This window comes from Thalassolituus alkanivorans (assembly GCF_020447205.1).
GTDB classification, from domain to species: Bacteria; Pseudomonadota; Gammaproteobacteria; order Pseudomonadales; family Oceanobacteraceae; genus Venatoribacter; species Venatoribacter alkanivorans.
Window position 1 is genome coordinate 405682 of the sequence record NZ_JAJAEL010000049.1, and the last position, 11673, is coordinate 417354.

The 11673-nt window shown below is 51.8% G+C and carries 13 protein-coding genes and 1 pseudogene; 8 read left to right on the plus strand and 6 right to left on the minus strand.

From position 1 onward, the window contains the following. Positions 1-226: 226 nt before the first annotated feature. Positions 227-973, plus strand: a complete 747-nt coding sequence (gene phbB, locus LGT44_RS19865; RefSeq protein WP_145468758.1) for an acetoacetyl-CoA reductase — start codon at positions 227-229, stop codon at positions 971-973. A 62-nt stretch (positions 974-1035) separates the two neighbouring features. On the opposite strand, the gene LGT44_RS19870 is transcribed toward phbB, so the two are convergent. After that, on the minus strand, positions 1036-2271 hold the full coding sequence (locus LGT44_RS19870; RefSeq protein WP_230332782.1) for a tyrosine-type recombinase/integrase: 1236 nt from the start codon (positions 2269-2271) through the stop codon (positions 1036-1038). A gap of 264 nt (positions 2272-2535) precedes the next feature. On the opposite strand from LGT44_RS19870, the gene LGT44_RS19875 reads away from it, so the two are divergent. Beyond that, positions 2536-2703, plus strand: a complete 168-nt coding sequence (locus LGT44_RS19875; protein ID WP_230332781.1) for a hypothetical protein — start codon at positions 2536-2538, stop codon at positions 2701-2703. A 248-nt stretch (positions 2704-2951) separates the two neighbouring features. Then, positions 2952-3221: a hypothetical protein gene (locus tag LGT44_RS19880; RefSeq protein WP_230332780.1), complete on the plus strand. Its 270-nt coding sequence runs from the start codon at positions 2952-2954 to the stop codon at positions 3219-3221. A gap of 680 nt (positions 3222-3901) precedes the next feature. Here LGT44_RS19880 and LGT44_RS20300 read toward each other — a convergent pair. The 5 genes and pseudogenes from LGT44_RS20300 to LGT44_RS19900 form a co-directional block, all read right to left on the minus strand. After that, positions 3902-4180 (minus strand): annotated as a pseudogene (locus tag LGT44_RS20300) (hypothetical protein); the annotation flags it as partial. Between the two features lie 292 nt (positions 4181-4472). Next, positions 4473-4880: an antitoxin Xre-like helix-turn-helix domain-containing protein gene (locus LGT44_RS19885; protein ID WP_230332779.1), complete on the minus strand. Its 408-nt coding sequence runs from the start codon at positions 4878-4880 to the stop codon at positions 4473-4475. Between the two features lie 211 nt (positions 4881-5091). Next, positions 5092-5670, minus strand: coding sequence for a DUF6088 family protein (locus tag LGT44_RS19890; RefSeq protein WP_230332778.1), 579 nt, complete (start codon positions 5668-5670; stop codon positions 5092-5094). A 212-nt stretch (positions 5671-5882) separates the two neighbouring features. Continuing rightward, positions 5883-7283, minus strand: a complete 1401-nt coding sequence (locus LGT44_RS19895) for a Tn3 family transposase (RefSeq protein WP_230332777.1) — start codon at positions 7281-7283, stop codon at positions 5883-5885. After that, positions 7172-8815 (minus strand): DUF4158 domain-containing protein, encoded by a 1644-nt coding sequence (locus LGT44_RS19900; RefSeq protein ID WP_230332776.1) that lies wholly within the window; start codon positions 8813-8815, stop codon positions 7172-7174. Before LGT44_RS19900 ends, LGT44_RS19895 begins: the two co-directional genes overlap by 112 nt. A 182-nt stretch (positions 8816-8997) precedes the next feature. Between LGT44_RS19900 and LGT44_RS19905 the strand changes: the two genes are divergently transcribed. The 5 genes from LGT44_RS19905 (at position 8998) to LGT44_RS20220 (ending at position 11611) form a co-directional block, all read left to right on the plus strand. Then, positions 8998-10236: an ATP-binding protein gene (locus tag LGT44_RS19905; RefSeq protein WP_025265557.1), complete on the plus strand. Its 1239-nt coding sequence runs from the start codon at positions 8998-9000 to the stop codon at positions 10234-10236. After that, entirely contained in the window at positions 10233-10637 is a 405-nt protein-coding gene (merR, locus tag LGT44_RS19910) for an Hg(II)-responsive transcriptional regulator (protein WP_408033940.1), read from the plus strand. The genes LGT44_RS19905 and merR overlap by 4 nt, the downstream gene beginning before the upstream one ends. A gap of 76 nt (positions 10638-10713) precedes the next feature. Beyond that, complete coding sequence (locus LGT44_RS19915; RefSeq protein ID WP_140907625.1) at positions 10714-11073, plus strand: mercuric transporter MerT family protein; 360 nt, start codon at positions 10714-10716, stop codon at positions 11071-11073. A gap of 17 nt (positions 11074-11090) precedes the next feature. Next, complete coding sequence (gene merP, locus LGT44_RS19920; RefSeq protein WP_188740393.1) at positions 11091-11378, plus strand: mercury resistance system periplasmic binding protein MerP; 288 nt, start codon at positions 11091-11093, stop codon at positions 11376-11378. Further along, positions 11378-11611 (plus strand): GDCCVxC domain-containing (seleno)protein, encoded by a 234-nt coding sequence (locus LGT44_RS20220; protein ID WP_081758368.1) that lies wholly within the window; start codon positions 11378-11380, stop codon positions 11609-11611. Before merP ends, LGT44_RS20220 begins: the two co-directional genes overlap by 1 nt. Positions 11612-11673 lie beyond the last annotated feature (62 nt).

An 11673-nucleotide genomic window follows, 5' to 3' on the forward strand; every position in this document is an offset into this window, starting at 1 on the left:
TTGGGGCGCGAAGTATATCCTACTTCCATGTCCGGGGCATCCGCGGGGTGAGCCAGTGTCAATTTCGACCGCTTTGCTCAGGACGGAACCAAGTCCAAAGTATGAGGCTTCCGCAGGCGGTGCTGCTATATGGGGCAGGGTCATCGTAGTGTCATATTGGCTCAGCAATCTCTGTTATAGCGCCCCACAGGCTTGGGGTCTCATCATGAAACTGAAGGAGTAGGACATGACAAAACGAATTGCACTGGTAACCGGCGGAACCGGCGGCATTGGCACCGCGATTTGCAAGCAGCTGCATGACGATGGCTATCAGGTGGTGGCAGGCTACTACCACGGCGGCAATCACGACAAAGCGCAGACCTGGCAGGATAAGCTGAAAGAAGAGGGGTACGACATCGCCCTGGCGTACGGCAATATCCGCGACTTTGCTTCCTGTGAAGCCTGCATTGAGGGGATCCGCAAGGACTTCGGCACCATCGATGTACTTATCAATAATGGTGGCATCACCCGTGACACTACGCTGCGTAAAATGTCTCCGGAATACTGGCACGATGTGATTGAGACCAACCTGACCTCGGTGTTCTATATGACCCGTCTGGTAATTAATGACATGCTGGAGAAAAAGTGGGGGCGTATCGTCAATATCTCTTCCATTAACGGCGAGAAAGGCCAGTTCGGTCAGGCTAACTATTCTGCCGCCAAAGCCGGCATGTACGGCTTTACCAAGGCCGTCGCGCAGGAGGTCGCCAGCAAAGGTATTACCGTGAATACAGTATCGCCAGGCTATATCGCCACCAGCATGATCATGGACGTGCCGGAAGAGATCCGTGAAGACATCCGTAAGGGTATTCCGGTCGGACGTTTTGGCGAGCCAGAAGATATCGCCCGCGTGGTGAGCTTTCTGGCCGATGAAAAGGCGGGTTTTGTGACTGGTGCCAATATCTCCGCTAACGGCGGTCAGTATATGCACTGAGCCTGCTGTTTCGCACCGCATTTCATGCGGTGTATTCCGGTATTAAAGAGGCGAAGCCGGGGTTACAGCTCCGGCTTCAGCTTTTTATGGCGGGCACTGGCGTGGCGCTCACGCAGCTCGGTGTCGATGTAACGGTCGGTCGTGGCCATGCTGGCATGACCGGCGTCTTCCTTAACGTGTTCCTTGGGGCGGAATTTTACGTCTTCGGAAATACCGGTGTGGCGCAGCCAGTGCACGGTGGCCACGCGTAACTCCTGTGCTTCATCTTCCAGCCCCTGACTGCGCATGCGCTCAAAGGCCTGATCGAAGCAGGACTGCACCAGATAGCGGATCTGGCGGGTACTGGTCACCGGGCCGCGTCCTTTCAGTCGTTGCACCAGTGGTGTCTGCTCGCCGACATAGGGCAGGCGTGGCAGGTTCAGATGCTCGCGGTAGCGGCGCAGCGCGGCGAGCATGTCGTCAGACACTGTTACCAGGCGCGCCTTGTTGCCTTTACCGACAACCCTGAGCCACCAGTTACCATCGGCATCGGTATGAAAATCACCCATAACCGGTGTTGAGCGTTCATCGGCTACCAGTTCGGAGATGCGCAGATACATACCAAACAGCAGGCGCATCACAAACAGCGAGCGCTCGTGCTCGGCCGGGCTTTCTTTCGCCAGTTGTTCGACGGTTTCCAGAATGAAATCCCACTGCAGATTCGACAGGCGCCGCACCGGCTCCTGATAGGCATGACGTTGCAGAAACTTGCTCTTCTGGCGAATCAGCGCCACCGGATTGATGCGCAGGTAATCTTCCTGCAGCAGATAATTAAAGTAGGTTGAGAGTACGGCGAACAACGCCTGCAGGCTTTTCTGTGACAGTGAAAAAGCCGTACGGGCCTGCGGATCGGCCTTGATCGCCTGATTCACAAAGGGGCGCCAGTCGGGGTTGGCGACCCGTTCACCCTGATGGTTTTTAAAACGCGCCACCTGCTTACTGCCAATCCAGGCTTTGGGAGGTGACTGACAGAAATGGATGTAAGCCTCAAGATCCTGCCGCTTAAGCTCGCCCAGACCACAACCGCGCACCAGCCAGCACCATTGCAAGAGGCGCTCAACTTCACGGCGGTAGCTGTTGAAGGTAGCGGTACTGCCGTTATAGCTGACCAGAAAACTGAAGCTGTGCACCAGATCTTCAAAGGCACCATCAATGCGCTGCAGCTCGGGGTGCAGTGCCAGAATGCGGCGGGCGCTGCTCAGTGGATTGCCCAGGTAGTCGAGCTGGTCTATTAGTGGAGCGGGAGGGGTGTTTAGCATTATCAATTATCGGAAATTCAGAGTTGCTGAAGCATAACGGCTAACGCCGGAGGAGGCCAGAGTGCGTTCGAACGGGGTTGAACGCTCAGGATGCGAAATGCATTTCACTTTAAATAAAATTTTTAAGTTATTGATATTTAATGATTTCCATCATCCCTTGGTAGTGGTTAAAGCCTGCTGGAAAAGAAAATAAAAAAAGATGGAACCCTTTGCCGCCCTGGTTCGTGTTACTGCACACACGCCAACATATAAAGAGGTACTCCGATGTTTCGTACTAACTGGTTACGCAATTCACTGTTTCTGGCGGTGACGTCTGCATTGGTTGCTGGTTGTAACAGCAGCTCCTCCGGTTCAGATACCGGCCGCCTGTCACTGAATGTGACTGATGCTCCGGTCGATTCCGCCAGCAATATGCCGCAACACCTTTTGTAGATATATCTTCAAATTATCGGAAATATGGAGCTGAGCTCTCAGCCTTATATTCCGCCGGTTATGAGTATCGTTTTGGCGACAATACGGATGACCGCCTGCAGCAACGCCTGCGCCTGAGTCTGGAATCGGGCAATTACTATTGGCGTGGCTGGCTGGGTTACCAGCTGGAAGACACCAGCCAATCAGGCACGGAGGCATCATTCACCAATAGCGGCCGCATGCTGCGCTCAGTGTTTACCGGCGCAAAAATGAGCTGGGCGCAGGGACTGAGCCTGCGCGCTCAGCTGGAAAAACGCCATGCTCTGTACCATGACTCACTGACGATCATTGATCTCGATGGTACAGAAAAAACTGCTCGCCGCCGTCAGGAGCTCTGGCGTATCAGTGCCGATCTGCAATGGCGTACAAACCAGTGGCGACTACATGCCGGAGTGATGGCGGGTAAAGCGAATGACCGTTTTGAGCTGTACGATTTCACTCAGCATCAGGTTTATGCCGGTGCGGACTATCAGTGGTGATAACGCCTGAGTCGTCATACTCAGGCAACGGCGCCGGGCCTGAGACTCAGCTGGACCAGAGATTCAGCTAGGCTGCAGATTCTTGAACGGGTTGCAAGTGAACGTCACGCTGGGCAGGTTTGTGATTAGCGGTGCAGGATTGCATCCGGCGTATAAATCAAAGATGTGCAGATTTATTAGAACTCGTGCCGATGGACGTGGATGACAACAACAAGTGCTAAACCAATACCTTGAAATATCACAGCAATATCAATTACTTATAGTAATGTTATCCACAAAAAGCGCTAAAATATCGTTCTCATTTGTTGAGTAAAATGGGATCAATGGGCAATCACAAAAAGCACTAAAGTCGTTAGCACCATGCTGAGTGACTGATACTGATTGGCCTGACAGGAAGTTGCGCGTTTTCTATAGCAGATAGCCCATTCCTCTAGCCTTTCAGTTTGACTGTCTCGAATCTCTTTGCCTGTGAATTGTTTTTAGTCGATTTGCTACCGGTACAAATTAGCGGTGAAATGGGTACTCGATCAGACGCTGGATATTTTGCACACCTAAACATCAGCGCCGGGGCCAATCCAGATCATTTGTAGTGCGCAGCCTGAATCACGCGGGTTACGTTGGTCGGGGTTAAAAGACCCCAACAAGTCGCACCAGTATTACGCACAGAGCGGTATTGAGAATCAATGGCGTGCAGTTCGCGGCCAAGCGCATGAGAGGCTGCATAGCTCGCAGGTGCATAGATCGGGTGGTTCGCCGGCAGCAAGGAAGCAAGGAAGCAAGCAAGCAAGCAAGCAAGGAAGCAAGGAAGCAAGGAAGCATCGTGAATACCTATACATCCGAAATCCGCCAAAAGCATACCGGTCGAATTTCAGGCCCGGCACGTTATTCCAGTACGTTTTCTGGTGGCGTGCTACTTCAGCAACCGCAGTTTCAGGCGTGTCTACCAGATACAGTACGCCAAAGCTCCCAGTAGAGAAGCGTGAGCCGGACGGGTTTACGTTAGTGAACGGCGCTGTGGCGCAAGAGCAGCCTAGCCTGGAGTGCTAAGATGGATTTCATCGCGGCGCAGCAGGTAAGGGTTGCTGATCTCGGTCTGAATTCGCGGGTTAACCAGCACCTGGAGCGCATACGCCACCTCAAACTCATCCTGTGTGGTACGTCGTCAAATAGGCTGATTGGTGGAAGCTTGGAGTTCACAAGGCGGTGGCCGGCAATGGCCGCCGTCTACCAGTACTGGCAATTCAGCAACCGTTACCATCTCGCACCTCGCAGCGCGTCGATCCTTTTATGGGTTTCGTACAGTGCAATGAAGTCCCCTCCCTGGATGACAGCCATCGGAGCTTGGCCGTCGAAGAACGGATTGTTGTTTGGAAGTCCCATGAACTGCTTCACGTTGTCCGGGTTGCTGAATACGGTGCGGATAGCGGCGTGCATATCCACCACCAGGGCAGTCCGCTGAACCTGGTCGCGGTCGAGCTTCACTTCGGACAGTGCGCCGTTGATTGCTTTAGCGTACACGCTGCGACTGATGCGCAGCACTGCGGCTGCTTGATCGTAGGTGGCGCCCCAGCTGGACAGAATGCGGGCGGCCAGTTTAATGGCGGTGGCCGCGGCGCTCTTCGTGTTCAGTACGTTGGTGGCTTGAGTGGTGGTGCTCATAGTAGCATCCTCTAATGACTTCGGACGATCAGCATCCTTAAAGACTATTTTATGACAACGGTTCTTATAAAGGCCATCGACAAGCAAAATCTAACAGCCAATAAAATAAAAAAATCCGGCAGTCCGTCCGGGTGGCTCTGTGCAGCCATTGTCAGTAACTGCTTTAGCTCTTGTCACTTTTCTTCTGAACGGTAGAAATCCAATATATCCATCATGCTAGTTCCTTTAGTCTTTTCAGGTTCTCCTTCCAGTTGCTCAGGATATTGAGAGTAATGAGTTTCTCCGCAATCTCAGCAATTTGAGCTGGAGTGAGTGATAGTCGTTGAATTGCTTTCTTTAAATTCGCTGTGTCAACTGCTTCTGGAGGCGTCACTAACATGGCTCTTAGTAGAATGCCTTCAGGTTTGGCTTCCCAGAGCAGCTTTTGCTGGCTTACATGTCTGACTTCTACAATTTGGTTTCCGATTTTGAATTGCGCATTATTGCCATTGCTCCAGAATACTTTTTTCATGGGAGCTTGGGTTTGGAAGCCTATACGATATGCAGCTTCCAGGCCCTGACTTACCAGTTTGTAGCCATATTGCTTTGCCCAGGCTTTAGCGACCTGCTCAGCACTGGCGGTTGTTTTGATCGAGGGCAGGCTCGCTAAAGGTTTTGGTCGCACATATAAACCTTTTCGCAGCCTTACTACCTCTCCTTCTTGGGCAAGGCGGCTGATGGCTTTTTGAACAGATGTACGACTTCCCAAGGCATAGAACCCTGTTATAGGGAACGGCTCACCTCGCTTCATTCGGTGAAGCCTTGTGAGTACTTTCATTGAGACAGACACTATGCCCTCAGCTCGCTGACTGAACATGTGATATGTAGTCTAACCCAGTAATATCAAGCGTTGTAAGCTATTCTTTGTCAGAATTAACTCAAGTAGGACCAGCGGGGGCATTTGAACGAAAACCTGCGGTTTTGACTCCCAGGCCCTCCGCGTAACCGTAGGTTTCCGAATAATCACCCCTTCCCCTCATCTTCAATAAAGTACGTACCATTGGGCAACACATGCTTATAGGGCAATAACGAGATATGGGATAAGGTCTTGTCGTCGATATCCTCCCCCTGCTGCCGGAGCTGCTCAACCACGTCATTTATCTTGATCGTGTTCCAGTACAGAATGGCATTGGATACAAAGCTGAGGCTGCTGGCCTTGTTCATGATTTCCTCATAGTCCCCAGTGGTGAATTCACCCTGGTCCGCAAAGAATATCCAGCGCGGCAGTTTGTGCCGGTATTCCCCTTTATTCAGTTGCCGCTGGACGGTTTGGCGCAGGTCTTTGTCAGTTAGGTACCGCAGAATGTATTCGGTCTTGATGATCCGGCCCAGGTTGGTAAAGGCCTTGGTGAGGCGATCGGAGGGTGAACTGTTGGTCAACCGTTGAACGATGACGTGTGCTGGCGCAGTTTTTTGTTTCAGAGAAATGACCACCCGCATCATGTATTCCCATTGCTCCTCAATAATCGCCAAATCAGCTGTTTTCGTGAGTAAATGGTTGAGGTCACCGTAATCGACGGATTTGTCGATACGGTATAGCTGCTGATCCTTCAGATCCCGAATGCGTGGCATAAAGTAGAAGCCGAGCAAATGACAGAGGGCGAAGACGATTTCAGTGTACCCATGCGTATCGGTGGTGTGCTCTCGGATTTTCAGAATTGTGTTGTTTTCCAGCAGACCGTCCAGAACATACAGGGCTTCACGAGGGCTACAGGAAATGATCTTGGTGCTGAACACGGAATATTGATCGGATACGTGGGTGTAGATCCCGATGGCTTTTTCATAGTAGCCGTAATAGCGGGGATAGTATGAAGCCAACAGGCTGTCGGCGCGGATTTTAAAGCGTTGCGCATCTGAAGAGGACAATGTACCGGAGCCATACACCGCACTCAACGGCAGCTCATGGTGTTGATTCACAATTTCAGCACTGGCGTTGATCAGGGTTTCTTCGCGAATATAGTATTGCAGGATATGCCTTAGCATATCGACAGTAACGCCATTGACGCTGTTACTCATGGACACGACGCCCAGGTTTGTGGCTTGTGAAATAATGGCAGCCATCAGGCTTTTGTAAAAGTTTTTGGGCCGTGACTGGTGATGTTGGATAGGGACAAAGTGACGACTGTAATGCGTCATTTGATCCACCTCCATCAGCAATTGCTCGATGCGTATGCTGGGCATATGCGCATCGATCACCTTTTGCAGTTGGTTGACTTTATCCGGTACGTCCAGCTTGTCGTCACGCTTGAGTTTCAGCCGGCCATTGTGTATCTCGGCGAAATTATCCAGTCCAAAACGCTTTTGCGCTGCTGACACCGCTTCGTGGAACTGGGTTGAAATGGCGGAACGCACTTCGTGTGGCAAAGGCTGCTGTAGCCGGTATAGACGGTGTGTTTGGTTTCATCCCAGTTGGGCTCGTTCAAGGTCAGATCCCAGAACGACACATGCTGTTTGCTCTGTGGTAAATACAAATCGCCGGAACGCAACGCATCTTTCATCGCGAGAGCAAGGCCCATTTCCCAAACATTGCGATTGATGTTGCCGGCTTGATCTTTAAGGCTGCGACGCAGCTCGCGGGGAATGAACGCAGTCGGTGTATTCTCCGGCAGTTTTTTCAGATCGCCGTCATCCAACTGCCGGACGAACTGGATGGCTTTTATCAGTGGCCCAGAACCTTTCGCCACTTCAAACGGTAACCGTATAAAGTCGGAAAAATACTTTCGTAAACTGGGGTAACGGGTCAGCAACAAATCGCAGTAGCCGCATTCTTCCAGGCGTTTAAAAATGTGCAGGTCGTCAATGGAGGCTAGCAAGTGTTTCTCGTCAATACGCTGCCATAAGTCATTCTTGTACAACGGCTGTTCATCCGGCCATTCCAGCAAAACATGCGTGGTATCGAGCACGGCGTCGATAGCTTTCTTCTGGCGTTTGCGGAATTCCTTGTGCTTTTTGTCGTGACTGTTTCTGGTTTGTCGGCACAGTTCCGTCATGTACTGATCGTGCATTTTGACCAGGTTATCCAGCAGAATCTTGCGGGATTCTAACAGGAAGCACACCATCAGGGCATAGCGCTTGTGGTCTTTGAAGCGTTTCATGTCCTTGGCGCTGTAGCGCTTGGTCAGTCGATACAGGTAGTGAAGAAAAGCGGTATCAATGACCTTTTCCTCGAATTCATTAACGCCGGTGGCCACCAGATTGTCATAGCGCTCCAAATAGCGTTTCAGTGATGAGATTTTGGCGGCCGGTGGATACTCTTTGAGTTGGTTGAAGTAGGTTCGCTGATTACCGTCTGTGGTTTGCAACAGATCGTCGATGGCACCGCGCAGTTCAGGGGACATCTGATCAAACACCTGCTCAAAAAGCTGAGTGTGAACCTGGTTACAAATACGGATGATCTGCCGTTCGATGGTCGAGGGCCCGGGTAATACAATACGGTTCAGCAGCAGGTAGCGCTCTGCCCGGTGAAAAAGTTCATCCGGCAGCAGCCCCTGGCGAGCATATTCTTCAATCCAGCGGTCCAGATCCGCTTCCGCTTTGTCATCAAACCGCTGAAAGCCCAGATACTTGAGGATGTTGTTCCGATGCTCCAATAGTGTCGCTTCCCGCTCGGGCACGTCCACGGTTAGCGTGGGCGGGAGGTCGAGTTGACTGCTCAGGTAGCTGATTACCCGGGGGGATAGATCATGGAGTTGGTTAAGAAACCGGCCATAGAGACGCATGGCGCACAGTTGGATAGCAAATCCCAGACGGTATTGCTTACGGTACTTGTTGACCACCTGGCAATCGCGTCGGCTCAGCGTCCAATCGCGAACCATTTCTTCGTCGGAAAATCGTTGTGGCAGCATTAACGGCTGGTTTCGCTGCTGGTTGGTTAAGAACTGCTCTTTGGCTGTCATGGGTTCTCACTTGGGCTCAGTCACGCCAACTATTCCTATAGCGTTGTTTTTATTGATTTTTTTTACATTCGTGAGTCGCTATTGTCGTATCTAACAATCAGACGGCATTGTAATCACGAATAGACGATAATAAAATAACGAATAGACGAATTTCAACCATCAATTAGCCGAGCGCTTATTTTATGTACCCACGTTATTCTGAAATCAATGTCAAAGAAGCGCTGAGCGACACCCCGGTGGTCTTTGTGATGGGGCCGCGCCAAGTCGGTAAAACCACTCTGGTGAAGGCGCTGATTGGTGAGATGGGCGCTGAAAACTGGGAATACATTACCCTGGACGATCAGGCCCAATTCGAAATTGCACAAGCTGATCCCGTCGGGTTCATCCGTAATCTGCCACCGAAACGAATTGCGCTCGATGAGGTTCAGCGCCTGCCTGAACTGTTCGTCTCCATCAAGCAGGCTGTGGATGAACAACGCACGGCAGGTCGCTTTCTCCTGACGGGTTCTGCCAATGCCTTGTTATTGCCCCGGCTATCGGATTCCCTGGCCGGCCGGATGGAGTCGGTTCGCCTGACAACGCTTTCCGAATGTGAGATCCATGGACGACCCCCCAGCTTTTTAAGCAAACTACTGAACCAGGAAGCGCCTTCGGCTCAGGACATTCGTGTGCGGGATCATCTACTGCAACGGTTGATTACGGGGTGTTTCCCCGAGCCTCTGCAACGTGCCAATGAGCGGCGAAGCACCGCTTGGTATCAACAGTACGTCAGTACATTGATCCAGCGGGATATCCGCGATCTGACCCATATCGATCACCCCGATCTGATGGCCAAGTTACTCAAACTCACCGCCTTTTATGCGGGGAAACTGGTTAACCTGACCGAACTGGGCGCTAAACTTGGGCTGGATCGACTGACCATCAAAAAATACATGGCGTTGTTGGAGCAGTTGTTTTTGGTGGAACAGCTGCCGGCCTGGCATTCCAACGAATATAAGCGCCTGGTGAAAACACCCAAACTGCACTCGGTCGATACCGGCATGATGTGCGCCGTGCGGGGCCTCAATCGGGAGCGCCTGCTGAAACAGCCAGGTGATTTTGGGTTGGTGCTGGAATCCTTCGTCTACAACGAATTGCGCAAACAGGCGGTGTGGATCGAGGAGCCCTTGAACTTCTACCACTACCGTGACAAGGACAAGGTGGAGGTCGATGTGATCATTGAAAACGCCATGGGCGATTGTTTTGCCATTGAAGTCAAAGCGGCGGCAACCTTGAGCACGAAAGATTTTACCGGCTTGAAACGCTTTCAAAGTGTGGCCGGCAAGCGCTTTAAAATCGGTGTCCTGCTCTACGATGGCGATCATACGACGGCTTTTGGTGACAATCTCTTTGCTGTCCCGCTGGGAGCGCTCTGGTCATGAACGAAAACCACACCATTGGCCAGCTGGCCAAGACAGCAGGTGTCAACGTCGAAACCATCCGCTACTACGAACGCCGTGGTTTGATCCGTCAACCACCCAAACCCGCAGAGGGATACCGTACCTACCCAAACGCAACCTTGGCTCGGATTTTATTCATCAAACGCGCCCAGGAACTGGGTTTTACGCTGGAGGAGATCAACAACCTGCTGTCATTGGGCGAGTCGCATTGCTCGGAAATCCAGGAGCTGGCCGAAGCAAAGCTGGCCAGCGTGCGTGAAAAAATTAACGATCTACACCGCCTGGAACAGGTGTTGGAAGAACTCGTCACAAAGTGTCGGACCAATCCTGATAATGCGGCTTGTCCTATTGTTGAATCCCTCCAACCTGATCCTCGTCAATAAAAGGCATTGGGCTTGACTCCGTACTTTGGTACGGCATTTACACTGATTTCATCAGATCAATAAAGTGGAGTCGGCGATGCCGGGAAAAGAGAGATTCACCAACACAAGGCTGCCTATCATCGGTGGCATTACCGCTGCCATCGGCGCGAGCCTGTGTTGTATTGGGCCTTTCCTGCTCTTGTCACTAGGTATCAGCGGGGCCTGGATTGGTAATTTGACCCTGCTGGAGCCCTACCGTCCCGTATTCGTCATGCTGGTTATGCTGTTGTTCGGTTGGGCGGGCTGGCAGATACATCGACCGGTCGAGGCCTGTGAACCGGGAACCGCCTGCGCTGTGCCGCATACTCGGAAACGGCGGCAAATAGTTTTCTGGATCGCGGTAATCGTCGCGCTGGTTCTTGTTACCAGTACCCACTGGATTCCTCTGTTCGCATGAACACCCTGGAGCTAACCATGCAGAAAATCATTCTCGGTCTCGTATTCACCATCGCCAGCTTCTCGGCCTGGGCCAAGCCACAAACCATCACGCTGGATCTGCCAACCATGAACTGTGCCATGTGCCCGATCACGGCTAAAAAGGCGCTGACCAGGGTCCAAGGCGTGATAGAAGCCGAGGTCAGTTATGAGCATAAGCAAGCCGTAGTGACCTTTGAGGATTCTCTGACCAACGCTGACAGATTGGTCGAAGCGACCACCAATGCCGGTTATCCGTCAACTATTGTAAAAAAGGAAACACCATGATGTCAGAGGTGATTTTGCAGTCCGAGCTGACTTGTCCCGAATGCGGCCATAAAAAAACAGAATCCATGCCCACCGACGCGTGTCAGTGGTTCTACGAGTGTGAGCAGTGCCATGTTTTATTGAAGCCGAAGCTCGGTGACTGCTGTGTCTACTGTTCCTATGGCTCGGTACCATGCCCGCCGATACAGTTGTCACAGGGCAATAAAGACACAGGAACCTGTTGCGGCGGTTAAGTGGACCTCGCAAATCTGCATGTCACTCACCCGGTTAAGTCGATGATTTTCCAGTATCAATC